This is a genomic window from Nocardia terpenica, assembly GCF_013186535.1.
Classification (GTDB): domain Bacteria; phylum Actinomycetota; class Actinomycetes; order Mycobacteriales; family Mycobacteriaceae; genus Nocardia; species Nocardia terpenica.
In genome coordinates this window covers 215,254-239,536 of sequence record NZ_JABMCZ010000003.1, presented here as the reverse complement: position 1 = coordinate 239,536, position 24,283 = coordinate 215,254, and the positions used below count along the sequence as shown (strand labels likewise).

Annotated in this window: 17 protein-coding genes and 3 rRNA genes; 10 read left to right on the top strand and 10 right to left on the bottom strand. The window is 65.4% G+C overall.

Annotated features, from left to right (window positions below; genetic code table 11):
- Positions 1–6: 6 nt before the first annotated feature.
- The 4 genes from HPY32_RS22385 (at position 7) to HPY32_RS22370 (ending at position 3,166) form a co-directional block, all read left to right on the top strand.
- On the top strand, positions 7–900 hold the full coding sequence (locus HPY32_RS22385) for a carbohydrate ABC transporter permease (RefSeq protein WP_067594933.1): 894 nt from the start codon (positions 7–9) through the stop codon (positions 898–900).
- On the top strand, positions 897–1,817 hold the full coding sequence (locus HPY32_RS22380) for a carbohydrate ABC transporter permease (RefSeq protein ID WP_231951900.1): 921 nt from the start codon (positions 897–899) through the stop codon (positions 1,815–1,817). The genes HPY32_RS22385 and HPY32_RS22380 overlap by 4 nt, the downstream gene beginning before the upstream one ends.
- Positions 1,814–2,605 (top strand): DeoR/GlpR family DNA-binding transcription regulator, encoded by a 792-nt coding sequence (locus HPY32_RS22375; RefSeq protein WP_067594936.1) that lies wholly within the window; start codon positions 1,814–1,816, stop codon positions 2,603–2,605. The genes HPY32_RS22380 and HPY32_RS22375 overlap by 4 nt, the downstream gene beginning before the upstream one ends.
- 126 nt (positions 2,606–2,731) lie before the next feature.
- Positions 2,732–3,166 (top strand): DUF4254 domain-containing protein, encoded by a 435-nt coding sequence (locus HPY32_RS22370; protein WP_156674761.1) that lies wholly within the window; start codon positions 2,732–2,734, stop codon positions 3,164–3,166.
- A 164-nt stretch (positions 3,167–3,330) separates the two neighbouring features.
- On the opposite strand, the gene HPY32_RS22365 is transcribed toward HPY32_RS22370, so the two are convergent.
- Positions 3,331–4,944, bottom strand: coding sequence for an ATP-dependent DNA ligase (locus HPY32_RS22365; RefSeq protein WP_067594942.1), 1,614 nt, complete (start codon positions 4,942–4,944; stop codon positions 3,331–3,333).
- Positions 4,945–5,039: 95 nt separating this feature from the next.
- Between HPY32_RS22365 and ramB the strand changes: the two genes are divergently transcribed.
- Genes ramB through HPY32_RS22350 form a run of 3 tightly spaced genes read left to right on the top strand, consistent with a single transcriptional unit; the run spans position 5,040 to position 7,939 of the window.
- Positions 5,040–6,449: an acetate metabolism transcriptional regulator RamB gene (gene ramB, locus HPY32_RS22360; RefSeq protein ID WP_067594944.1), complete on the top strand. Its 1,410-nt coding sequence runs from the start codon at positions 5,040–5,042 to the stop codon at positions 6,447–6,449.
- A gap of 26 nt (positions 6,450–6,475) precedes the next feature.
- Positions 6,476–7,012, top strand: coding sequence for a carboxymuconolactone decarboxylase family protein (locus HPY32_RS22355; RefSeq protein ID WP_098699216.1), 537 nt, complete (start codon positions 6,476–6,478; stop codon positions 7,010–7,012).
- 33 nt (positions 7,013–7,045) lie between these two features.
- Positions 7,046–7,939 (top strand): LLM class flavin-dependent oxidoreductase, encoded by an 894-nt coding sequence (locus tag HPY32_RS22350; protein ID WP_067594951.1) that lies wholly within the window; start codon positions 7,046–7,048, stop codon positions 7,937–7,939.
- A 63-nt stretch (positions 7,940–8,002) separates the two neighbouring features.
- Here HPY32_RS22350 and HPY32_RS22345 read toward each other — a convergent pair whose 3' ends face one another.
- Complete coding sequence (locus HPY32_RS22345) at positions 8,003–8,764, bottom strand: TetR/AcrR family transcriptional regulator (protein WP_067594956.1); 762 nt, start codon at positions 8,762–8,764, stop codon at positions 8,003–8,005.
- Between the two features lie 110 nt (positions 8,765–8,874).
- Here HPY32_RS22345 and HPY32_RS22340 point away from each other — a divergent pair, with 110 nt between their 5' ends.
- Positions 8,875–9,282: a VOC family protein gene (locus HPY32_RS22340; RefSeq protein ID WP_067594958.1), complete on the top strand. Its 408-nt coding sequence runs from the start codon at positions 8,875–8,877 to the stop codon at positions 9,280–9,282.
- On the opposite strand, the gene HPY32_RS22335 is transcribed toward HPY32_RS22340, so the two are convergent.
- On the bottom strand, positions 9,283–10,143 hold the full coding sequence (locus tag HPY32_RS22335; protein ID WP_067594960.1) for an NmrA family NAD(P)-binding protein: 861 nt from the start codon (positions 10,141–10,143) through the stop codon (positions 9,283–9,285).
- A 95-nt stretch (positions 10,144–10,238) separates the two neighbouring features.
- On the opposite strand from HPY32_RS22335, the gene HPY32_RS22330 reads away from it, so the two are divergent.
- Entirely contained in the window at positions 10,239–10,637 is a 399-nt protein-coding gene (locus tag HPY32_RS22330; protein ID WP_067594963.1) for a winged helix-turn-helix transcriptional regulator, read from the top strand.
- 370 nt (positions 10,638–11,007) lie between these two features.
- Here the strand turns inward: HPY32_RS22330 and lpdA are convergent, their stop codons facing one another.
- Positions 11,008–12,411 carry a dihydrolipoyl dehydrogenase gene (lpdA, locus tag HPY32_RS22325; protein WP_067594966.1) on the bottom strand — a complete coding sequence of 468 codons (1,404 nt, stop codon included), beginning with the start codon at positions 12,409–12,411 and terminating at the stop codon, positions 11,008–11,010.
- 98 nt (positions 12,412–12,509) lie between these two features.
- On the opposite strand from lpdA, the gene HPY32_RS22320 reads away from it, so the two are divergent.
- On the top strand, positions 12,510–14,618 hold the full coding sequence (locus HPY32_RS22320) for a prolyl oligopeptidase family serine peptidase (protein ID WP_067594969.1): 2,109 nt from the start codon (positions 12,510–12,512) through the stop codon (positions 14,616–14,618).
- A 56-nt stretch (positions 14,619–14,674) separates the two neighbouring features.
- Here the strand turns inward: HPY32_RS22320 and HPY32_RS22315 are convergent, their stop codons facing one another.
- From HPY32_RS22315 to HPY32_RS22290, 6 genes are all read right to left on the bottom strand, one after another.
- Entirely contained in the window at positions 14,675–15,535 is an 861-nt protein-coding gene (locus HPY32_RS22315) for an alpha/beta hydrolase family protein (protein WP_067594972.1), read from the bottom strand.
- 9 nt (positions 15,536–15,544) lie between these two features.
- Positions 15,545–17,227: an NAD-binding protein gene (locus tag HPY32_RS46210; RefSeq protein WP_067594975.1), complete on the bottom strand. Its 1,683-nt coding sequence runs from the start codon at positions 17,225–17,227 to the stop codon at positions 15,545–15,547.
- A gap of 44 nt (positions 17,228–17,271) precedes the next feature.
- The gene (locus HPY32_RS22305) at positions 17,272–17,877 is read right to left on the bottom strand and encodes a TetR/AcrR family transcriptional regulator (RefSeq protein WP_067594979.1); all 606 of its coding nucleotides are present in this window, start codon (positions 17,875–17,877) and stop codon (positions 17,272–17,274) included.
- Positions 17,878–18,603: 726 nt separating this feature from the next.
- Positions 18,604–18,720: ribosomal RNA gene (rrf, locus tag HPY32_RS22300) — 5S ribosomal RNA — on the bottom strand.
- An 80-nt stretch (positions 18,721–18,800) separates the two neighbouring features.
- Positions 18,801–21,911, bottom strand: a 23S ribosomal RNA gene (locus tag HPY32_RS22295).
- Between the two features lie 320 nt (positions 21,912–22,231).
- Positions 22,232–23,750, bottom strand: a 16S ribosomal RNA gene (locus tag HPY32_RS22290).
- Together the 16S, 23S and 5S rRNA genes form the textbook arrangement of a ribosomal RNA operon.
- Positions 23,751–24,283: the final 533 nt, after the last annotated feature.

The window sequence follows — 24,283 nt, the reverse complement described above, 5'->3', positions numbered from 1 at the left end:
GCCGCAATGAAAACCGGGCACCGATCCACGGCGACGCTGCGGGCGTTGCCGTGGATCGGCCCCGCGTTGGTGCTGATCGCCGCGATCGTCGCCTTCCCCGCCGCGTACATGATCTGGACCTCCACCCGGAAGCTGACCTCCTACGGTCAGGACCTGGGCCCGGCGGGAATGGCCAACTACCAGCGGCTGTTCGGGATCGGCGCGCTGGGCAGCGTGCTCGTGCACACGGTGATCTGGGTGATCGCCGTCGTGCTGATCACCCTGCTGCTCTCGGCCGCCCTGGCGCAGTTCCTGAACAAGAACTTCCCGGGCCGCACCGCGGTACGGCTGGCGGTGCTGGTGCCCTGGGCGGCCTCGGTGGTGATGACGACGACGGTCTTCGAGTACATGCTCGACCCGGACGTCGGCATCGCCAACAGGTTCCTGGTCGACATCGGCGTGCTGCATCGGGGTTTCGGGTTCACCAAACAACCGGTCCCGGCGTTCATCACGGCCATGGCGATCGCGGTGTTCGTGTCCATCCCGTTCACCACGTACACCATCCTGGCCGGGCTGCAATCGATTCCCGCCGAGCTGAACGAGGCGGGCCGGGTCGACGGGGCGAGCGCGTGGCAGCGGTACCGCTATCTGACGCTGCCGCAGCTGCGCCCGGCGATCGCGGTCGCGGCGATCATCAACATCATCAATGTGTTCAACTCGCTGCCCATCCTGCAGGTGATCACCGGCAGCATCGCCGGATTCTCCGCCGACACCACGACCACGCTGACCTTCAAGCTGATTCAGCAGAACCAGCAGCTGGACACCGCGGCCGCGCTGAGCGTGCTGAACTTCGTGCTGATCGCGGTGATCATCGCGGTCTATGTGAAACTGATCCGCCCGGCCGGCGAGGAGGCGCGGTGACCACTTCGGAATCGTTGACCGTGCGACCGGCGTCCGGCGCCGACGCCACCGATCCGCCCTCGGCGCAGCAGGTTTCGGCCGTCACCCGGAAGCGGCCACGGCGCCGCTGGGATCTCACGCTGGTCGGCATCGTCGTGGCGGCGATCTTCCTGATCCCCTACCTGGTGATGGTGCTCGGCTCGCTCAAGCCGCACTCGGAGATCCTGCAGATCCCGCCGACCTACCTGCCGCACAGGTGGAGTCCGGGCAACTACGCCTCCATGTGGCACACGCCGGAGACGCCGCTGCCGTTCAACCTGGTCAGCACGATCGTGATCTCGGTGTGCGCCACGGTGATCGTGCTGCTGGTGGCCATTCCGGCCGCGTATTACACCGCGCGGCGGCGCTTTCCGGGCAGGATGGCCTTCCTCGGGCTGGTGCTGATCACCCAGATGCTGCAGCCGGTGGTGCTGGTGACCGGCCTGATCCGGGAGTTCTTCGCGCTCGGCATCAACGACACCTGGCTGGCGATGATCCTGGTGAACTCGGCGTTCAACCTGTCGTTCGCCGTGTGGATCCTGCACAGTTTCTTCGCCTCGATTCCGGTGGAGGTGGAGGAGGCCGCGCAGCTCGACGGGCTGAATCGGCGGCAGATCCTGACCAGGGTGAGCCTGCCGCTGGTGTGGCCGGGCATCGTCACCGCGACGATCTTCGCGTTCGTCTCCTGCTGGAACGAATTCGCGGCCAGCCTGGTGGTGCTGACCACAGCGCAGAACCAGCCCCTGTCGGTGGCCTTGACAAAGTTCATCGGGCAGTACGACACGGCTTGGCAATATGTCTTCGCCATCTCTACGGTCGGCATCGTGCCCGTTGTCATTTTGTTCGCGCTCATCGAGAAGCGCCTGGTCGCAGGTCTGACCGCAGGAAGCGTGAAATGACCACTGCGACGGATCGGTCCCAGCGCTGGAATCGGCTGCTGGAGCTGCTGGCCGACACCGGCCGGCTGTCGGTGGAGGAGGCGGCCGAGCGACTCGGCGTCTCCCCCGCCACCATCCGCCGCGACTTCACCGCGCTCGCCGACCAGCAGCTGGCCACCCGCACGCACGGCGGCATCGTCGCGACGGCGGTGGCCTACGAGCTGCCCGCCCGGTACCGCAGCGGGGGTGACGTCGCCAAGCAGCGGGTGGCCGAACACGCTGCGGGACTGGTGAATCCGACCGAGGTGGTGGGCCTCAACGGCGGCACCACCACCACGGCGGTGGCCCGCGCCCTGGCCGGGCGCCCCGACCTGCCGACCTCGGCCGACCATCAGCTGACCATCGTCACCAATGCGCTCAATATCGCCGGTGAGATGGTGCTGCGCCCGCACCTGCGCACCATCTGCATCGGCGGGCAGGCGCGGCGCGAATCCTACGAGCTGCACGGCCCGCTGGCCGAGCGGGCGATGTCCGAACTGTATTTGGACACTTTGATTCTCGGCGTGAACGCGATCACCGCCGCGGGCGGCGCCCAGGGCCGCCATCTGGACGAGACCGGCATAAACGCCGAAATGGTGCGCCGCGCCAAGCGAGTCGTCGTCGTGGCCACCGCCGAAAAACTCGAGGCCACCGCCCTGGCCCGCATCTGCCCCATCGAGGCGGTCGACGTCCTGGTCATCGACACCGCCGCCAGCCCCGAGGAAATCGCCGCCATTCGCGAGGCGGGGGTGCGGGTCGACCTGGTCTGAGCGGTCACATTCCGGCACGGACGGCCCGTCATCCCGGCACGCTCGGCCCGTCATCCCGGCACACTTTTGGCCGGAACCGCGAATGCCGTTGCCGATCGGAAACATTGGGCGTGCAGGATGGCGGCCGTGGTTGTGCTCCCACCGAAACAGGTTGTCCTCGAGGCATGCCGGGGTTTGCCGCCGGAGGACCATGTCGTGCTGACCTGCGCCTGCCGGCTGACCGAATTACACGAGCGTCGCCTGTCGACGGCGCAGACCTGGGACATCGACCGGTTACGCGCGGAACTGGTGCACGAGATCGACCGATGGGTGACCGAGGAACTACCGGCGGCCGAGCCCGACGCCCGGCTGCACACCGAGACGGTGGGCACGGTCATCGATCGGCTCGCCCAGTTCTCGGCCCTCGCCTACCTGTCGCTCACGCAATCACCGGAATCGGCGATCCTGGACGCGTGGCGGCGCCTGTCGGAGCTGGCGGTCGCCTACGACGACCTGGCCGCCGAACTCACCTCGGGCCGCTGCCGCCTGCCCTACCTGGGCCATCACGAATACGAGCATTGATCGCCGCCGTGCGATCGGCCGATCGGCGGCGCCGGCGAGGGTACGGCGCCGCCGATGGCCGGGGATGGACGGATCAGGGCAGTTGATCCGCGTCGGTGCGACCGACATCACAATCCTGCGCGCCCTACCTCGAGAAGCTGTGCGATGAAACTGTGAATCCGCTGTCAGCCCAGCATGGCGCGCACGGCCTCGATGGTGTCGGCGTCGGCGGGATCCTTGTCCGGTCTATACCGGACCACCCGCGCGAACCGCAGCGCGACCCCGCCCGGATACCGCGGGCTCACCTGCACCCCGTCCAGCGCGATCTCCACCACCAACTCCGGCCGCAGATACACCGCGTACTCGTCGCGGGCCCGCTCGTGCCGCGGGAATTCGTCGGTCTGCCACTGCAGCAACACATCGGTAAGCCCCTTGAACGTCTTACCGACCATCACCGGCTCCCCGCCCTCCGGATCCCGCGCCCCCAGATGCAGATTCGACAAATACCCCGTCCGCCGCCCATACCCCCACTCCGCCCCCAGCACGATCAAATCCAACGTATGCGCCGGCTTGATCTTCTGCCACGCCCGCCCCCGCCGCCCCGCCGCATAAGGCGCCGACAACGACTTCACCATCACCCCTTCATGCCCCGCCGCCAACGCCGCCTCGAAATACTCCGCGGCCGCCTCCGCATCGGGCCGCACCAACGCCGGAATACTATGCTCCCCAGCCACTTTCACCAGCGCCCCCCGCCGCTCCGCCAACGGCACATCCAACAGATCAACCCCATCCACATGCAAGCAGTCGAAAAAATACGGATGCAACAACAAATCCCGCGTCGAAGCAACCACAGGCGGCCGTAATCCCATCTCCCGCACCGAATCGTCCACGGGTGAACCCACCTCCTGTTCCCGCGCCGAGGTCGCCCCAGGCGGCCTCGGCGCGGGATCCAAAGCAAACCGACTCATAGTCTCCTGAAACGGCCGTGGGCGACCCGAATCCGTCAGCGCCAACGTCTCCCCATCCAAAACCACACTCTCACACGGCAATCCGGCCACCAACTGCACCAACTCGGGCACCCCCGAAGTGATATCGCGCAACGTGCGGGTGAATACCCACACCTGAGACCCCTTGCGGTGCACCTGAATTCGCGCGCCATCCAACTTCTGCTCCACCACCACATCCCCGTCGAACTCGCCCAGCGCACCGTCGAATGTGGCGCCGGGCGAGGCCAGCATGGGCTGGATCGGCCGCCCCACCTCGAGGCGGAACTCCGCCAGCGCCGTCGCCCCGCCGGTCATGGCCGCCACCGCCGTCACCGGCAGCTGGCCGGACAGCATATAGGCGCGGCGCACCAGGTCCACCGGTACCTCGGCGGCGGCGGCCACCGCCTCGGCCACGATCGCCGTGAGCGCGCCCTGCCGCAGTTCTCCGGTCAGCAGCCGCAGCAGGAATTCCCGCTCGGCCGCGGTGGCCGAGCCCAGCAGCGCGACCAGCACCTCCCGCCGACGCGCGGCCGATCCGGACCCGTTGGTCGCGGCCAGGTCGCCGAAGATCCGGTCCACCGCCGCCACGGTGAGGCTCGGGGCGGCCGCCGGATCCACCGCGATGCCGGTCAGGGTCCGCCAGCCGGTGCCGATCCGGCCCTGCAGCAGCTCACCCGACACCCACGCCACCACCTGGGCCAGCTCGTCGGGACCGGCGGTGCGGACCAACTCGGCCAGGGTGGCTATCTTGGTCTTACGCGAGGAGGTCGCCCGGACGGTGTCCGACGCCTGCGCGACAACGGATAGCAGCACGGATTCGACGGTAGCCCGCGCATGTGACATATCCCTCGGCCGCTCTGCTAATTTCGCCATTGGCAGCACTGCGAAGGCATCCATAAACTGGGCATATGGCCAAGACTTACGTCGGCGCGCGCCTGCGGCAATTGCGCACCGAACGAGGGCTGAGCCAGGTCTCGCTCGCCAAGAAGCTGGAGATCTCGGCGAGCTACCTCAACCAGATCGAGCACGACGTCCGCCCGCTCACCGTGCCGGTGCTGCTGCGCATCAGCGAGGTCTTCGGCGTCGACACCAGTTTCTTCTCCTCCCAGGACGACACCCGCCTCATCGCCGAGCTGCAGGAGGTCGTCATGGATCAGGAACTGGGCATCGAGGCCGACGCCCAGGAGATCGCCGACATGGTGTCGGCCCATCCCAGCCTGGCGCGGGCCATGGTCAACATGCACCGCCGCTACCGCAACACCACCGCGCAGCTGGCCGCCGCCACCGAGGACCGATTCTCCGACGGCAGCGGCTCGGGCTCCATCTCCCGCCCGCACGAGGAGGTGCGCGACTTCTTCTACCAGCGGCAGAACTACATCCACGAATTGGACACGGCCGCAGAGGAACTCGCCACCCGCATGCGCTTCCACGGCGGCGACCTCAAGCACGAGATCGCGCGCCGGCTCACCACCGCGCACGGCGTGCAGATCGTCGAGCGCATCGACCTGGGCGAGGGCGTGCTGCACCGATTCGACCCGCAGGAGCGGAGATTGGAGATCGCGCCGTATCTGTCCGGCGGGCAGCGGGTGTTCAAACTCGCCGCGGAACTGGCCTACCTGGAATGCGGCGATCTGATCGACAAGCTGGTGGCGGAGGAGAATTTCGCCTCCGAGGACACCCGGGTGCTGGCCCGGCTCGGGCTGGCCAACTACTTCGCCGCCGCACTGGTGCTGCCGTATTCGCACTTCCACGAGATCGCCGAGGATTTCCGCTACGACATCGAGCGGCTGTCGGCGTTCTTCACGCAGAGCTACGAGACCATCTGCCACCGGCTCTCGACGCTGCAGCGGCCCAAGCTGCGCGGGGTGCCGTTCTCGTTCGTGCGCGTCGATCGCGCGGGCAATATGTCGAAACGCCAGTCCGCCACCGGATTTCACTTCTCCTCCAGCGGCGGCACCTGCCCGCTGTGGAACGTGTACGAGACCTTCGCCTATCCGGGCCGGATCATGACCCAGATCGCGCAGATGCCCGATGGCCGCCGCTACCTGTGGATCGCCCGCACCGTCGAGCGCCGCGCCACCCGCTTCGGCGAGCCCAGCAAGACCTTCGCCATCGGACTCGGCTGCGAACTGCGCCACGCCTCCCGCGTCGTCTACGCCGACGGCCTGGACCTCAACGACCCCCAGGCCACCCCCATCGGCGCAGGCTGCCGCGTCTGCGAACGCGCCCACTGCCCGCAACGCGCCTTCCCACCCCTGGGCAAATCCCTGGACATCAGCGAACACCGCAGCTCGATCTCGCCATACGTCCTGCGGTGACGGGTGCCCCTGTTAGCGTGGGGAAGGTGTCGACGGAGCCACGCATAGCACCCGGGCGCATTCGCGAGCTCGGGCCGATCAACTGGGTTGTCTGGCAGGCCCTGTCGCGGGCCGCGGGCACCCCCGACGCGCATCTGTTCAGCACGCTGGGCCGCACCGGCGGCCTGTTCCGCGGCTGGCTGCACTACTCCGGGCGGTTGATGCCCGGCGGGCGGCTCCCCCGCTACGAGACGGAGCTGGTCATCCTGCGGGTGGCGCACCTGCGCGACTGCGATTACGAGACCGACCATCACATCCGCCTGGGCCGCCGCGCCGGGGTGACCGCCGAGATCCTGGACCGCCTCCGGGTCGGCCCCGACGCGCCCGGCTGGTCGCCGCGCGAGCGCGCCCTCATCACCGCCGTCGACCGACTGGTGCGGACCCGCGATCTCGACGACGAGACCTGGTCGGCGCTGTCCGCACACTACGACGAGCGCCGCCTCATCGAAATCGTGCTGCTGATCAACCAATACGAGGGTCTGGCAAGCACTATCACGGCGCTGCGCATCCAGACCGACCACTGAAGGATGTCGGTGCCATCTGGTAACGATGGACCCATGACAACGCTTGGTGCCGTGTTCCTGCCCGAGAATCCCCCGGAGCGCCTGCGCGAGGTGGCGCGCGCGGCCGAGGAGGCGGGCCTCGAGGAGCTCTGGCTCTGGGAGGACTGCTTCCAGGAGGGTGGCGTGGCCACCGTCGCCGCCGCGCTGGCCTGGACCGAACGGTTGCGGGTGGGCATCGGCGTCTTCCCGGTGCCGTTGCGCAATGTCGCCCTCGCCGCCATGGAGATCGCCTCCGTCGAGCGCATGTTCCCCGGCCGCACGGTGTGGGGCGTGGGCCACGGCGTACAGGACTGGATGGGCCAGATCGGCGCCCGCGTCGATTCCCCGGTCACCCTGCTCCGCGAATACGTCGACGCCCTGCGGAAACTGCTTGCGGGCAAACAGGTCTCGACCGAGGGCCGGTACGTCCGGCTCACCGACGTGGCGCTGGACTACCCACCGGCCACCGCCCCCGCCATCATCTCCGCCGCCACCGGCCCGCGCACGCTGCGCCTGGTCGGCGAGGTCGCCGACGGGGCCATCCTCACCTCCGGCACCTCCCCGAACGCCCTGCGCGCCGCGCGCGAACTGCTCACCGAGGGGCGCGAAAAGGCCGGTCGCACCGACGGTTTCGCCACCCTCGCCAACCTGATGGTCGCCACCGGCCCCGACGCCCTCGCCCGGCTCCGCGCCGACGCCCAGCGCATGGGCCGTGAACTGACGGCCGAATTCGGCATGCCCGGTCCCGACGGAATCGGCGTCGCGGGCGACGCGAAGGCGGTCGCCGAGGCCGTCGGCCGCCTGGCGGAGGCGGGGGCCGACACCGTAATCCTCCAGCCCACCGCCGATTTGGATCCGGTGGAGTTCATCCGCTTCGTCGCCGACGAGGTTCGTCCGCTGGTGCCGTGAGTGGGGTCCCGGCCAAAAGCATGCCGGGACCATGAGATTCGGATACGCCGGGCCGCGACGGGATCAGTCCCCGTCGATCAGTACGGCCAAGCCGTCCAGGAGGCGGGTGAGGCCGAAGGTCCAGGCGTGGTCGGCGCTGTAGGCGCTGTCGTGGGCCTGGCCCGCGGCGGCGCCCACGCGGGCGGCCAGGGGGTAGCGGGTGGTGTCGAAGACTCGTTCCAGGATCGGGGCTGTGCGGGACCACCATTCGGCGTCGGACATGCCGCTGTCGGCCGCGGCGCGGTCGGTGTCGATGGCGATCCGGGCGACCGATACGACGAAGCCGAGGACGTGGGTCAGGGCGGCGTCCATTGTCACGTCGTCCAGACCCAGGCCGTCGAAGGCGCGTAGTTCGTGGTCGTACTTGGCGGCCACGCCGGGGCCCAGCGGGGGGCGGGTGGTCGGCAGATAGGCGACCCACGGGTGCCGCATCAGCATCGCCCGATTCTCCGCCGCGATGGTGGAAACCCTTTCCCGCCACGGCATTCCGTCGAGATCGGCGCGGGGCATCTGCGCGTAGACGACATCCAGCATCAGGTCCAGCAGTTCCGCCTTGCCCGGCACGTAGGTGTAGGTGGCCATCGGCGTGAGGCCCAGCTTCGCGGCCACCGCCCGCATGGTGAGCGCGGCCAGGCCGTCGGTATCGGCGATCTCGACGGCGGCCGCGACCACCTCGTCGATGCTGCTGCGCTGCTTGGGCCCGCGGCCGGACGTGCGCCCGGGCTCGCGCCACAGCAGCTCCAGGGTCCGCGCCGGATCGCCCGCGCCGCTGCGCTCGGCCCTCATCTCCCTGGTCACCTCCCGATCCTATCGAGCGCGCTCGACACCCGAGCAAAAACCAAGTACAAAGTATAGAGTACTTAGTACAGAGTTTCAGCGGCCCATCAGGAGGCACCGTGAACATCACCGCATCCGTCGTCTCGCTCAACGTCCCCGACCCCGTCGCCTCGGCGAAGTTCCTCGTCGACCACTTCGGCTTCCACGAGGACATGTCGGCGGACGGCTTCGTCTCCCTGAGCCGCCCCGATGCCACACCGAACGTGGTCTACCTCCGCACCGGCCTGCCCACCTTCAAACCCGCCCGCATCGCGGGCGACGCGGGCCGGGGCACGCTACTCGCCTTCGCGGTCGACGACATCGACGCGGAATACGAACGAATCCAACACGAGGGCGCCCCGATCGAAACCCCCATAGAAACCGAGCCGTGGGGCGAACGCTACTTCCAAACCGTCGACCCCAACGGCATCGTCATCCAACTGGTCCAGTGGGTAAGCCCACCCACCGATGCGAAGTCCTACGCCTGATCACTCCCCCGCGAACGCCGCCCGAAACACCTCGGCCGCAGGCGTAGACGCGCGGCCGATCAGCTTCTGCAGGTCTCCGCTCGTCACGTCGAGCCATCCGGCCTCGACCCCGCTGTCGGCATCGGCCAGGGCGGCTGCCATGTCGGCGGGCAGGCCCGCCTGTTCGAGGGCGGCGGCGTACTGTTCCTGCGGCAGGTCCTGGTAGCGGACCGGCTTGCCGGACAGCTCGGAAAGCACCTGTGCCAGTTCCGAATACGTCAGGGGCTCGTCGCCGCCGAGCTCGTAGACCCGCCCGGCGTGGCCGTCGGTGGTGAGCACGGCCGCGGCCGCGTCGGCATAGTCGGCGCGGGCGGCCGCGGCGACCCGGCCCGCACCCGCGGCGCCGTAGAGCACGCCGCCCTCGAGGGCGGACCGCGCACCGTTGAAGTAGTTCTCCCAATACCATCCGTTGCGCAGGATCGCGTGCGGCACGGTCGATTCGGCCAGCACGGCCTCGGTGCCGCGGTGCTCCTGCGCCAGGATCATCGGATTGTCGGTGGCATCCGGAATGCTGGTGTAGGCGAGCAGTTGCACGCCAGCCCGCTCGGCGGCGCGAATCACGGTGGTGTGCTGGGCGATTCGCGAGCCGAACTCGTTACCCGACACCAGCAGCACCCGGTCCACACCCGCCAGCGCCCGGTCCAGGGCCGCGGCGTCGTCGTATCCGGCCTGCCGGACCACGACACCGCGCTCGGCCAGATCGGCCACCTTCGACGGATCCCGGACGATCGCGACGATCGACCCCGGCTCCTGCGTGCGCAACAGCGCCTCCACGACGAGACGGCCCAGCTGACCACTGGCTCCGGTGACTGCGACGGTCATTGTTACCTCCAGAAGTAAGTACAGAACATCAAGCACTAACTATTCGTTAGTACACCATATTCCATCACTACTGGGGAAGTCGGTAGCATAGGAGCATGACCAGCCAGGAGATCACCGCGGCGGCCGCCGACGATCCGACGCTGGAGGCCGACGTCTTCGCCCGCAACTGCACGTCGCGCCCGGTGCTGCAGAATGTCGCGAGCCGCTGGGGCACGCTCGCCCTGGTGGCGCTGCGCGAGGGCCCGTACCGGTTCAGCGCGCTCCGCCGCCGGGTAGACGGCGTGAGCGAACGCATGCTCTCCCAGACCCTGCAGGCCCTCGAGCGCGACGGCATGGTGCACCGCGAGGTCGTGCACACCATCCCGCCGCGCGTCGAGTACACCCTCACCGACCTGGGCGCCCAGGTCGCCGGACATCTCGAGGCCCTCATCGTCGTGCTGGAAACCAATATGGACACCGTCCACGCGGCCCAGGCGGCCTACAGCCGGGACTGATCGGACCGGCGCCCAGGCCGAAACCGAGCAATCCGCTGCGGCGTGCCGGTTGGTCAGTAATCGCAAGGGCAGCAGTGGATTTCGACTGCGCGCCTCGGCCGCGACGAACCCGACGAGCAGCGCGAGGCGAGCAGAACCCAAAGCCACACCAGACTCGAGGCCACACCAGTACTCGAGGCCATACCAAACTCGGACGACATCGGAACTCAAGGCCACCCAGACTCGAGACCGCTCAGCAGAATCACCAGGGCCCACGGCATTCCGTTTTCCCCGCCGCACGGCCCCCTAGGGCCGTGCGGCGGGGATCCATGCCCGGCACAGAAACAACTCGGCCGCCCCGGGAAACCCGGGGCGGCCGAATACTACGAACTCAGAAGTTGATCATATGCCCCGCCAGCCCGTGAATGGCTTCCTGCAGAGCCTCACTCAGCGTCGGGTGGGTGTGGACATTGCGGGCCAGTTCGTTGACGGTGAGGTCCCACTTCTGGGCCAAGGTCAGCTCGGGCAGCAACTCGGAAACGTCGGGGCCGATGAGGTGGCCGCCCAGCAGTTCGCCGTACTTGCCGTCCGAGATGAGCTTCACGAAACCGGTGGCGTCGCCCAGACCGTGGGCCTTGCCGTTGGCGGTGAAGGGGAAGTTCGCGACCTTCACGTCGTAGCCCTCGGCGCGGGCCTGCTCCTCGGTGAGGCCGAAGCTGGCGACCTGCGGCTGGCAGAAGGTGGCGCGCGGCATCATCCGGTAGTCGCCCAGCGCCAACGTCTCCGCGCCGCCGATGGTCTCGGCGGCGACCACACCCTGCGCCTCGGCGACGTGCGCGAGCTGCAGCTTGGCGGTGACATCACCGATGGCGTAGATGTGCGGCACATTGGTGCGCATGTAGTCGTCGATGGCGATGGCGCCGCGGTCGGTCAGCTGCACGCCGGTGTTCTCCAGGCCGTAGCCCTCCACCCGCGGCGCGAAACCGACGGCCTGCAGCACCTTGTCCACGGTGACCGTCTCGAGCGCACCGGACTTGTTGTCCTTGATGCTGACGGTGACCTTGGAGCCGTTGTCCTCGATGGACTGCACCGCGGCACCGGTGGTGATGGTGATGCCCAGCTTCTTGTACGCCTTGGTGATCTCCTTGGAGACGTCGGCGTCCTCGTTCGGCAGCGCCCGGTCCAGGAACTCCACGATGCGCACGTCGACGCCGTAGTTCTTCAGGACGTAGCCGAACTCCATGCCGATGGCGCCCGCGCCCACGATGAGAATCGAGCCCGGCAGCTCCCGGGTCAGGATCTGCTCCTCGTAGGTGACCACGTTCTGCGACAGCGTGGTGCCCGGCAGCAGCTTGGTGACGGTGCCGGTCGCGATGATCGCGTTGTCGAAGGTGACCGTCTCGGTGCCGCCCTTGGTCAACTCGACCGAGAGAGTGTTCGGGTCGGTGAACGTTCCCTTGCCGTCGAACTCGTCGATCTTGTTCTTCTTCATCAGGAAGTGGACGCCCTTGACGCGGCCGTCCGCGACCTTGCGGCTGCGGTCGAACGCCGCGCCGAAGTCGAAGCTCGCCTCGCCGGTGATGCCGAACGTCTTCGCTTCCTTGGTGAAGATGTGTGCGAGCTCCGCATTGCGCAGCAGCGCCTTGGACGGAATGCACCCGACGTTCAGGCACACCCCACCCCAGTATTTCTGCTCGACGATCGCTGTTCGCAGGCCGAGTTGAGCGGCACGGATCGCGGCGACGTAACCGCCGGGACCAGCACCGAGAACGACGACATCGTAGTGGGAAGTCACGTCCCCGAGCCTAGCTCTGCCCCGGATCGCGCAACCAGCCACCTCCGAATCTCGCGGGTAAGTTCGATCACTCCGCCGGGTCGGCAACAATGGCTGTCATGAGCGCCGCCGAGGAACAGCACAGCGATCCCTATCTGTGGCTCGAGGAGGTGACCGGCGATGACGCCCTCGCATGGGCGCGCGCACGCAACGAGGTCGTGATCGAGCGGTTCGCGACCTCGGATCGGTTCACCGAACTGGAGCATCGCCTGCTCGACATGCTCGATACCGACACCCGCATCCCCTATCCCACGCGCCGGGGCCGGTGGCTGTACAACTTCTGGCGCGACGGCGAACATCCGAAGGGGCTGTGGCGGCGGACCACGTTCGAGCAGTACCGCACCGACGATCCGGACTGGGAGATCCTGATCGACCTGGACGCGCTGGCCGCGGCCGAGGGCGAGAACTGGGTGTGGGGCGGCGCCGCGGTGCTGCGGCCGGACCAGTCGCGGGCCCTGATCAGCCTGTCGCGCGGCGGCGCGGACGCCAAGGTGGTTCGCGAATTCGACATGGCCACAAGGGAATTCCGCGAATCGGCAGACGGCGGCTTCTATCTGCCGGAGGCCAAGTCGCAGGCGCGCTGGATCGACGCCGACACCCTCTATGTCGGAACGGATTTCGGCCCCGGCTCGCTCACCGATTCCGGATACGCGCGCATCGCCAAGCGCTGGCGGCGCGGCACCCCGCTCGCGGACGCCGAGACGGTGTTCGAGGGCGAGGCGGGCGATGTCATGGTCTCGGCGGGTTACGACCGAACCCCAGGCTACGAGCGACATTACGTGGCCCGCGCCACCGACTTCTTCAACGAGTCGGTGTACCTGCTCGAGGACGACGGCACGCTGCGCTTCATCGACGTGCCCAGCGACGCCTCGGAATCCTGGTACAAGGACTGGATGCTGGTGCGGCTGAAGTCGCCGTGGGAGGTGGGTGGCCACAGCTACCCGGCGGGCGCCCTGCTCGCCGCCGACCTGAACGAATTTCTCGACGGCGCACGGGATTTCGAGGTGCTGTTCACCCCCGACGCGCACACCTCGCTGCACGGGTACGGGTGGTCGGAGAACCATCTGCTGCTGATCACGCTGGAGGATGTACAGACGAAACTGTATGTGCTGACGGCGCCGGGTCCCGGCCAAAAGCATGCCGGGAACAACGAGGGGAAGCATGCCGGGAACAGCGCGGGGAGAGGCTGGACCCGGGAGCCCCTGGCCGACACCCCGCCGATGGCGACCACCAATGTCATGAATCTCGACCCCCTGGAGGGCGGCGACGAATTCATGCTCACCACAAGCGGTTTCACCTCGCCCGCCACGCTGCTCGCGGGTTCGGTGGGTGGGCAGGCCGTGCCGCTGAAGCGTGAGCCCGGTTTCTTCGATGCCGACGGGCTGGTGACCGAGCAGTTCTTCGCCCGCTCCGACGACGGAACCATGGTGCCCTACTTCGTGATTCGGCATCGCGACCGGATCGGCGCGCCCGGCCCGACGGTGATGTCCGGGTACGGCGGGTTCGAGGTCTCGCGCACCCCCGCCTACAGCGGGGCGTCGGGCATGGGCTGGCTGGAACGCGGCGGCACCTGGGTCATGACCAATATCCGCGGCGGCGGCGAATACGGCCCCGAGTGGCACACCTCGGCGCAGAAGGCCAACCGGCACCGGGTGTACGAGGACTTCTCCTCTATCGCGAAAGACCTTGTGGCACGGGGGATCACGACCGCGAACCAACTGGGCGCGGTGGGCGGCAGCAATGGCGGGCTGCTCATGGGCGTCATGCTCACCCGCTACCCGGAGCTGTTCGGGGCCATCGTCTGCCAGGTGCCGCTGCTGGACATGAAGCGCTACCACCTGCTGCTGGCGGGCGCGTCCTGGATCGCCGAATACGGCGACCCGGACAAGCCGGAAGAATGGGCGTACCTGTCCGAGTACTCGCCCTACCAGCACGTAGCGCCCGCCGCCGCACGCGGCTACCCGCCGATCCTGCTGACCACCTCCACCCGCGACGACCGCGTCCACCCCGGCCACGCCCGCAAGATGACCGCGCGACTCGAGGAGAACGGCCACACCGTCTGGTACCACGAGAACATCGAGGGCGGCCACGGCGGCGCGGCCGACAACAAGCAGCTGGCCTTCCAAGCAACGCTGATCTACGAGTTCTTCACCCAGATGCTGATGTAGACCTTTCGTTTCCGGCATGTGTAGGCCATACGTTTCCGGCATGCTTTTGGCCGGAATCAACTGTCCCGCACCCACTTCTCGATCCGATCCACGGTCGACCCCGGCTCGGTGATCCAGCCGTTGTGCCCCAACGCCTCCGGCTGGTGCCAGGTGGTGATGCGGGCCTCGGGCAGCTTCTCCAGCAGATGCCTTGCCGACCCGCGCGGGGTGAGATCGTCGCCCTCGACGGTGATCGACAGCACCGGCAGCCGCAGCCGCGCGATGCGCTCGTCGTAGTCGATATCGGCACCGGCCGGGGCGAAGCGGCCGGTGCGGGCCAGGCGCGCCCAGTCGGAGATGAGCACCTTCGACTGGCGGCCGAACCCGCCCGCGGTGATCCGGTCGCCGGGCCAGAAACCCGCCAGATTCGCGGTCAGCGAGACGGCGGCCGGGGCGATCAGCATGGCAGGGCGGGCGATACCGCCGTATCCGCGGAAATACGGTGTGCCGGAGGCGATCAGGATCAGCCCGCCCAGCCGTCCGCGCACGCGCGCGGCGTACATGACGGCGAGCTGCCCACCCATGCTGTGCCCCAGCAGATACGGTGTGCTGGCGGGAAACCGCGCGCGCACCACCTCGAACATCGCGGGGAAATCCACCGACACCAGCTCGTGATAGCCGTAGGTGCTGGAAGCGCTCGGCGCGGGCCGACTGTCGCCGTTGCCGCGCAGCTCCCCGACCGCGACATCGAACCCCCGCCCGGCCAACTCGCGAGCCACGTCGCCGTAGAACGCGCCCGGCACCCCGAGCCCCGGCACGATCACGATCACCGCCCGCGGCGCATCCGCACTGATCGCGCGCGCATGCGGCCCGCGCGCCGCCCACAGTCGGACCGGAATGGTGGATCCGTCCGGCACCTGGATCGGAACAGTCTCCATGCGCGCAACCTACACCGGAGCGGCCGCCACGGCGGTTGCACCGCCTTCGCTGGAACCCGCGCTCCGGGCCAGCAGCTCCTGCAACCCCGTCCTGGTCGTCACCACGACCGGCTGATTGCCCTGTGCCAGCGTGGTTTCCGGGGCGGGCCGCCATTGCAGCTCCGCACCCAGCTCGCGTTGCAGGGCGATCACCCGGGTGTGCTCCGGGAGCACCACGGCGTCGATCTGCTTGCCCGCCAGGGCCGAGCCGTGCTCCACCGGAACCTCGGCGACCATCAGGGTGGAGTGATTCACCGACAGCGTGGCGATCACCCGGCGCTCGGCCATGGCCGCGGCGAAACCCTCCGCCGACAGCTGGAACACGCTGCGCACCACCACCTTGTCGGTCAGGCTGCGCTGCACCCGCTCGGCGAGGTCGTCGTCGGACAGCCGCAGCACCACGCGCAGGTCGTCGCGGTAGGACTGGCCCAGCATGGCCGCCTCCAGATTGACCGCGTCGTTACTGGTGACCAGCACCAGCGCCCGCGCCCGCGGCACCCCGGCGGCGCGCAGCGTGTCTTCCCAGGTGGCCTGCCCGATCACGACCGGAACGCCGAGGGTATTGGCGAGCACGATGCCGCGCGCGTTCTCGTCCACGTCCAGCCCGACCACCCGCACGCCCAGATCGCTGAGCTGCTCCATGACGCGCATGCCCACATTGCCGAGCCCGGCCACCACGACGTGGTTCTCGTATCGGGCCGGATCGGGACTGCCGGAGGCGGCCAGCTGGGCACGCAGCACCCCGCCCACCACCAGCGCCGTGATCACGGGGGTCATCGCCAGGCCGGTGAAGGTGATCAGCAACTGGAGCGCCTTGAACAGCGGCTGCTTGTCCGGTTCCGGCGCCGCGGCACCCGCCGCGTCCAGCATCGTCTCGTAGACCGCCGTGCCCCAACCGTTTCCGATCCCCACCAGCACGCAGCAGCCGACCGCGATCAGCCCGAGCAGGCCGAGCAGCAGCCGAATCAGCTCGTGCCGCACCAGATATCGGGCCAGGCTCAGCCAGCGCCGCGGGGTACCGGGCGAATACGGCACCCGGGCCGCCAGCGCCAGCACCCGGTCGGTGGGCGCCGAGCGCGGGCGCAGCGTGATGCCGTCCGGCTCGGGCCCGTCCGACAGGCCGCACACCACCCGCTCCGGGGCCGGGTCCCCGGCGCTCGCGACATACAGTGTGCGGTCACCCAGGCGCAGGTAGTCCAGGGTGCGCTCGCCGAGCGCGGCCGCGATGAACGACGGCGCCGCCATCTCCGAGATGGACAGCACCACGCAGTCGGCGAACAGCTTCCGGACCCGAAACCCCAAGCCGGTGTTGAACATTCGGATCACCAGCCGGATCTGCGGATTGAGCTCCTGCGCCCGCAGCGCGGCGTGGAAGTTGTCCACGTCGGCCTGATCGAGCAGGGCCAGCGCCCGCGCGTGCTCGATCCCGGCCGCCCGCAGCGTCGCCTCGTCCAGACGCGCGGCCGACAGGATCCGCACCCCCTCGAGCTGCTGCAACTGCGGGAGAAACGTGCAGTCGAGGTGGGGCAGCACCACGGTTACGAGCGCGTCGGGAAACCTGTCGTCGAGTTCCCGCGCCAGCTGATAGACGAGCGGATTGTCCCCGCAGACAACGAAACCGGGAGCCGAACCGTGCCCCGCCGCGACATTCACACTTCCGACTCTAGGGGCAATCCGCCGTCACCGTCAGTCGTTCCCTAGGCGCTCACCGCGCCGATTATCACCCGGCGCAGCACCCGGATCACGTCGTCGAGCTCGGGACGCGGTAGCGCACCGCTCCAGGCGTCGACCACATAGTTCACCGCGCCGATGATCGCCAGCACCCGCATCTCGTAGTCGCCGGGCGGGATTTCTCCGTGTAGCGCGGCGTCCTCGGCGGCGCTGGCCAATAGCGATCCCCAGGCACGTCGCAATTCCAATCGGAATTTCTCAACCTTGGGACCCGCGCCGACCACCTCGACGAGCGCTACGCGCGCCTTGCGCGGATCGCGTCCGATGGATTCGACATAAGCCCTTATGGCCGCGTCGATGATCTCGACCGCGCTCTGATCGGCGTGATCGGCCAATGTGGCCGCCACCGCTTCCCGCGATTCTCGATCGATCTGTTCATAGAGCTCGAGCAGCAGCGATTCGCGCCCGGTGAACTCCTCGTAGAACTGCCGAGAAGAGAGTCCGGCATCTTTACAGATGGCACCCACGGAGCTGTTGGCATAGCCGTCTCTCGCGAACACCGTGAGGCCGGACTCCAGAAAACGCGCACGTCGCTGCCGTTGCCGGTCTTCTACGGGCTGCCCGGCGTACATCCTGCCCGCGTTCGTTTCCTGTGACATTGCGCGAGACTTTACCGAAGGGCCCGATCCCCTCGTCATAGATCGGGCCCTTCGTTTACACCTCCGGCTTTCCGCGCGTTAGCCGAAAGTTGTCTCTATGACCGACAATTGCGATAAGTAACTGCATTTGCCGGGTCACTGAGTGTTTGCCGTCGCGAGACGTTACCGAGCGGCCAAGCCAAACCTAAAGGCTTTTCGAGTATTTGTCTAGATTTTATTTGCCGGGGCGGTGCCTCGCCGGGTGTCACAGGACGGCGAAAGGGCCCGGCCCCCTCATCCAGGGCCGACCCCTTCCGTTCCGAGGAAATCGATTTCACCCTCCGGGGTGCCCCACGCGAGAACAGATGAATCGGTCATATCCGATACTCCGTTCTCTCGCCTTGCATCCTGCCGGGTGTTCGCGACTCGGACGATACCCGGGAAGCCGGGCGCGGACAGCATTTTGGAGGAACTTTGTAGAACTTTTCGTAGGTGACGCCGCCTACGAGCTCGATCGAGCGCAGGGTGGCTTGGTGGCGCTACCGGGTAGTCGGTCCAGCAGTGGCGGCCGAATCTCGGTCAGCGAGGCCGTGAGCGCCCATGAATCGCGCGGCTGGGCGTGGGACGGCAGCAGCCCGCCCCCGCCCCAGGCGCCAGGGCATTTCTGCCTACAAACGCAAGTAGGCCCCCGACATAAGTCGAGGGCCTACTTGAAATATTGTCCGGCGGTGTCCTACTCTCCCACACCCTGGCGAGTGCAGTACCATCGGCGCAGGTGGCCTTAGCTTCCGGGTTCGGAATGGGACCGGGCGTTTCCCCACCGCTATAACCGCCGTAACACTATGAAACTATCCACACCCCCCACGGGGGATCTGTGTGTTGTTTCAGATACCGCACAGTGGACGCGTAGCAGCTTTGTTGGTAAGTCCTCGGCCTATTAGTACCGGTCACCTGCACCAGTTACCTGGCTTCCAGTTCCGGCCTATCAACCCAATGGTCTGTTGGGGACCTTACCCACTCGAAGTGGTGAGAAACCTCATCTTGGAACAGGCTTCCCGCTTAGATGCTTTCAGCGGTTATCCCTTCCGAACGTAGCCAACCAGCCATGCCCCTGGCGGGACAACTGGCACACCAGAGGTTCGTCCGTCCCGGTCCTCTCGTACTAGGGACAGCCTTCCTCAAGTTTCTGACGCGCGCGGCGGATAGAGACCGAACTGTCTCACGACGTTCTAAACCCAGCTCGCGTGCCGCTTTAATGGGCGAACAGCCCAACCCTTGGGACCTACTCCAGCCCCAGGATGCGACGAGCCGACATCGAGGTGCCAAACCATCCCGTCGATATGGACTCTTGGGGAAGATCAGCCTGTTATCCCCGGGGTACCTTTTATCCGTTGAGCGACACCGCTTCCACATGCCGGTGCCGGATCACTAGTCCCGACTTTCGTCCCTGCTCGACCTGTCGGTCTCACAGTCAAGCTCCCTTGTGCACTTACACTCACCACCTGATTGCCAACCAGGCTGAGGGAACCTTTGGGCGCCTCCGTTACACTTTAGGAGGCAACCGCCCCAGTTAAACTACCCACCAGGCACTGTCCCTGAACCAGATCATGGTCCGAGGTTAGAAGTCCAATACGATCAGAGTGGTATTTCAACGACGACTCCACCCGAACTAGCGTCCAAGCTTCACAGTCTCCCACCTATCCTACACAAACCGTACCGAACACCAATACCAAGCTATAGTAAAGGTCCCGGGGTCTTTTCGTCCTGCCGCGCGTAACGAGCATCTTTACTCGTACTGCAATTTCGCCGAGTCTGTGGTGGAGACAGCAGAGAAGTCGTTACGCCATTCGTGCAGGTCGGAACTTACCCGACAAGGAATTTCGCTACCTTAGGATGGTTATAGTTACCACCGCCGTTTACCGGGGCTTAAATTCTCAGCTTCGCCCCCCGAAAGGGACTAACCGGTCCTCTTAACCTTCCGGCACCGGGCAGGCGTCAGTCCGTATACATCGTCTTACGACTTCGCACGGACCTGTGTTTTTAGTAAACAGTCGCTTCTCTCTGGTCTCTGCGACCCAACCCAGCTCCCACCGCAAGGATGTTCACCAGACCGGGCCCTCCTTCTCCCGAAGTTACGGAGGCATTTTGCCGAGTTCCTTCACCACAGTTCTCTCGATCGCCTTAGTATTCTCTACCTGACCACCTGTGTCGGTTTGGGGTACGGGCCGTGTACCAACTCACTAGAGGCTTTTCTCGGCAGCATAGGATCACTGAATTCGCCTCAACCGGCTACGCATCACCTCTCAGGCTTGATGCTGTGCGGATTTGCCTACACAACGCCCTACAGGCTTACACCAGGTAATCCATCACCTGGCCCAGCTACCTTCCTGCGTCACCCCATCGCTTGACTACTACAATCAGGGTCCCGTGCAGCCACTTCTCTTCACCCGAAGGTGATAGGTCCGCTTTTGGACGGTTAGCACAACTGATTCGCCATTGGGCGCGGATACACGGGTACGGGAATATCAACCCGTTGTCCATCGACTACGCCTGTCGGCCTCGCCTTAGGTCCCGACTCACCCTGGGCGGATTAACCTGGCCCAGGAACCCTTGGTCATCCGGCGGACGAGTTTCTCACTCGTCTTTCGCTACTCATGCCTGCATTCTCACTCCCACACCCTCCACAGTTCGGTCACCCGACTACTTCCCTGGGTGCAGGACGCTCCCCTACCCATCCCAGCTCCTGGCTCGAAAGCAGGATAATGCTGAAATGCCGCGGCTTCGGCGGTGTACTTGAGCCCCGCTACATTATCGGCGCAGGATCACTTGACCAGTGAGCTATTACGCACTCTTTCAAGGGTGGCTGCTTCTAAGCCAACCTCCTGGTTGTCTAAGCGACCCCACATCCTTTTCCACTTAGTACACGCTTAGGGGCCTTAGCCGGCGATCTGGGCTGTTTCCCTCTCGACTACGAAGCTTATCCCCCGCAGTCTCACTGCCGCGCTCTCACACACCGGCATTCGGAGTTTGGCTGACTTCGGTAAGCTTGTAGGCCCCCTAGGCCATCCAGTGCTCTACCTCCAGTGTGAAACACGCGACGCTGCACCTAAATGCATTTCGGGGAGAACCAGCTATCACGGAGTTTGATTGGCCTTTCACCCCTACCCACAGCTCATCCCCTCAGTTTTCAACCTAAGTGGGTTCGGGCCTCCACGACGTCTTACCGTCGCTTCACCCTGGCCATGGGTAGATCACCCCGCTTCGGGTCCATGATGTGCGACTCGGGCGCCCTATTCGGACTCGCTTTCGCTACGGCTCCCCCACACGGGTTAACCTCGCCACACACCGATGACTCGCAGGCTCATTCTTCAAAAGGCACGCCATCACCCCACCATAGGAGGGCTCTGACGGATTGTAAGCGCACGGTTTCAGGTACTATTTCACTCCCCTCCCGGGGTACTTTTCACCTTTCCCTCACGGTACTAGTCCGCTATCGGTCACCAAGTAGTATTCAGGCTTACCGGGTGGTCCCGGCAGATTCACAGCAGATTTCACGAGTCCGCTGCTACTCGGGCACTCACTACGAGAGAGCACATGTTTTCGCCTACCGGACTCTCACCGTCTACGGTCGGCCATCCCAGACCAATTCAGCTAACACGCACTTTTCTGACTCTCGCTCCCCACGGCAGTGGAAAGAAAATGAGCCCCACAACCCCGCATACGCAACGACTGCCGTCTATCACACGTACACGGTTTAGCCTCTTCCGCTTTCGCTCGCCACTACTCACGGAATCACTATTGTTTTCTCTTCCTGTGGGTACTGAGATGTTTCACTTCCCCACGTTCCCTCCACACACCCTATATATTCAGATGCGGGTGACACGACATCACTCGTGCCGGGTTTCCCCATTCGGACATCCTCGGATCTCAGCTCGGTTGACAGCTCCCCGAGGCTTATCGCAGCCTCCTACGTCCTTCATCGGCTCTCGGTGCCAAGGCATCCACCGTACGCTCTTACACACTTACAAACAAAGATGCTCGCGTCCACTGTGCAGTTCTCAAACAACACACCCGCACCGGACTGAATCAAGGACCTGACTGGCAACACCAGCGGTTTCACAAGAGGCCCGAGCGGATCGTTTCTTGCCTGGAAAGAACGTCTGTTCTTTCAGGACCCAACAGTGTGTCGATATATCCACCGCGACCGGAGACTCGGCTCCGACCACAAGCGATGAAGCCTGTCAGCGTTCCACCCATGAGCTTCCGCGGTCCCACATGCGGGGACTCGAACGGTCTCTGCCACAACCACTCTCGACTCTTCGAGGCGTCGTGGAGATGTGCTCCTTAGAAAGGAGGTGATCCAGCCGCACCTTCCGGTACGGCTACCTTGTTACGACTTCGTCCCAATCGCCAATCCCACCTTCGACGGCTCCCTCCCACGAGGGGTTAGGCCACCGGCTTCGGGTGTTACCGACTTTCATGACGTGACGGGCGGTGTGTACAAGGCCCGGGAACGTATTCACCGCAGCGTTGCTGATCTGCGATTACTAGCGACTCCAACTTCACGGGGTCGAGTTGCAGACCCCGATCCGAACTGAGACCGGCTTTAAGGGATTCGCTCCACCTCACGGTATCGCAACCCTCTGTACCGGCCATTGTAGCATGTGTGAAGCCCTGGACATAAGGGGCATGATGACTTGACGTCGTCCCCACCTTCCTCCGAGTTGACCCCGGCAGTCTCTCACGAGTCCCCGCCATCACGCGCTGGCAACATAAGATAAGGGTTGCGCTCGTTGCGGGACTTAACCCAACATCTCACGACACGAGCTGACGACAGCCATGCACCACCTGTACACCAGCCACAAGGGAGGCTACATCTCTGCAGCTTTCTGGTGTATGTCAAACCCAGGTAAGGTTCTTCGCGTTGCATCGAATTAATCCACATGCTCCGCCGCTTGTGCGGGCCCCCGTCAATTCCTTTGAGTTTTAGCCTTGCGGCCGTACTCCCCAGGCGGGGTACTTAATGCGTTAGCTACGGCACGGATCCCGTGGAAGGAAACCCACACCTAGTACCCACCGTTTACGGCGTGGACTACCAGGGTATCTAATCCTGTTCGCTACCCACGCTTTCGCTTCTCAGCGTCAGTTACTGCCCAGAGACCCGCCTTCGCCACCGGTGTTCCTCCTGATATCTGCGCATTTCACCGCTACACCAGGAATTCCAGTCTCCCCTGCAGTACTCTAGTCCGCCCGTATCGACTGCAAGCGCACGGTTGAGCCGTGAGATTTCACAATCGACGCGACGAACCGCCTACAAGCTCTTTACGCCCAGTAATTCCGGACAACGCTCGCACCCTACGTATTACCGCGGCTGCTGGCACGTAGTTGGCCGGTGCTTCTTCTACTCCTACCGTCACTTGCGCTTCGTCGGAGTCGAAAGCGGTTTACAACCCGAAGGCCGTCATCCCGCACGCGGCGTCGCTGCATCAGGCTTCCGCCCATTGTGCAATATTCCCCACTGCTGCCTCCCGTAGGAGTCTGGGCCGTGTCTCAGTCCCAGTGTGGCCGGTCACCCTCTCAGGTCGGCTACCCGTCGTCGCCTTGGTAGGCCGTTACCCCACCAACAAGCTGATAGGCCGCGGGCCCATCTCGCACCGATAAATCTTTCCACCACACACCATGCAATGCGTGGTCATATCCGGTATTAGACCCAGTTTCCCAGGCTTATCCCAGAGTACGAGGCAGATCACCCACGTGTTACTCACCCGTTCGCCGCTCGTGTACCCCGAAGGGCCTTACCGCTCGACTTGCATGTGTTAAGCACGCCGCCAGCGTTCGTCCTGAGCCAGGATCAAACTCTCCGTTGAAGACTCTCAATTGCGTCCGAAGACGTAATCGGAAGAATTAACCAGAGTCCGAAAACCATGGCAAAAATCAAACGCCAGCAAAAGTATTTGCTGACTAAAATGTCCCGGCACCCACACGGGGGTGCAGACACCGGAACCAAATGTAAATATTTGGCACTGACATTCATCGACACACTATTGAGTTCTCAAAGAACACACGCACACACCATCACCCCGGGCTATTCACCCGCTCGATCGTGAGGCAACTTGAACCAGCTTAGCCCAACCATCCACCCCGAACCAAATCCGGAGCTCACAGCCGAACCAGTGTGATCGCCAGGCGCTCCCCGTCCAACCTCGTTCACCCCGGCCTCTCGGCCCCGGGTCGGTGTCCGTGTCGCTCTGACCTGGAATAAGTTACGTGGCTACCGCTTTCAATGTCAAATCGCCTGGTCACACGCCCAATCGGCGATCTTTACCGACATCGTCTCGAATCCGGCCGAACGGTTTCCTGGAATCCCGGAAGTTCCTTTCCGATAAACGCCGGAAGCCGG

What these genes read in the sequence shown, in the direction of transcription:
- HPY32_RS22385 (WP_067594933.1), top strand. Translation starts at nt 7, where the DNA reads ATGAAAACCGGGCACCGATCCACGGCGACGCTGCGGGCGTTGCCGTGG.
- HPY32_RS22375 (WP_067594936.1), top strand. Translation starts at nt 1,814, where the DNA reads ATGACCACTGCGACGGATCGGTCCCAGCGCTGGAATCGGCTGCTGGAG.
- ramB (WP_067594944.1), top strand. Translation starts at nt 5,040, where the DNA reads ATGGCCAAGACTTACGTCGGCGCGCGCCTGCGGCAATTGCGCACCGAA.
- HPY32_RS22350 (WP_067594951.1), top strand. Translation starts at nt 7,046, where the DNA reads ATGACAACGCTTGGTGCCGTGTTCCTGCCCGAGAATCCCCCGGAGCGC.
- HPY32_RS22345 (WP_067594956.1), bottom strand. Translation starts at nt 8,764, where the DNA reads ATGAGGGCCGAGCGCAGCGGCGCGGGCGATCCGGCGCGGACCCTGGAG.
- HPY32_RS22335 (WP_067594960.1), bottom strand. Translation starts at nt 10,143, where the DNA reads ATGACCGTCGCAGTCACCGGAGCCAGTGGTCAGCTGGGCCGTCTCGTC.
- HPY32_RS22330 (WP_067594963.1), top strand. Translation starts at nt 10,239, where the DNA reads ATGACCAGCCAGGAGATCACCGCGGCGGCCGCCGACGATCCGACGCTG.
- HPY32_RS22320 (WP_067594969.1), top strand. Translation starts at nt 12,510, where the DNA reads ATGAGCGCCGCCGAGGAACAGCACAGCGATCCCTATCTGTGGCTCGAG.
- HPY32_RS22315 (WP_067594972.1), bottom strand. Translation starts at nt 15,535, where the DNA reads ATGGAGACTGTTCCGATCCAGGTGCCGGACGGATCCACCATTCCGGTC.
- HPY32_RS22305 (WP_067594979.1), bottom strand. Translation starts at nt 17,877, where the DNA reads ATGTACGCCGGGCAGCCCGTAGAAGACCGGCAACGGCAGCGACGTGCG.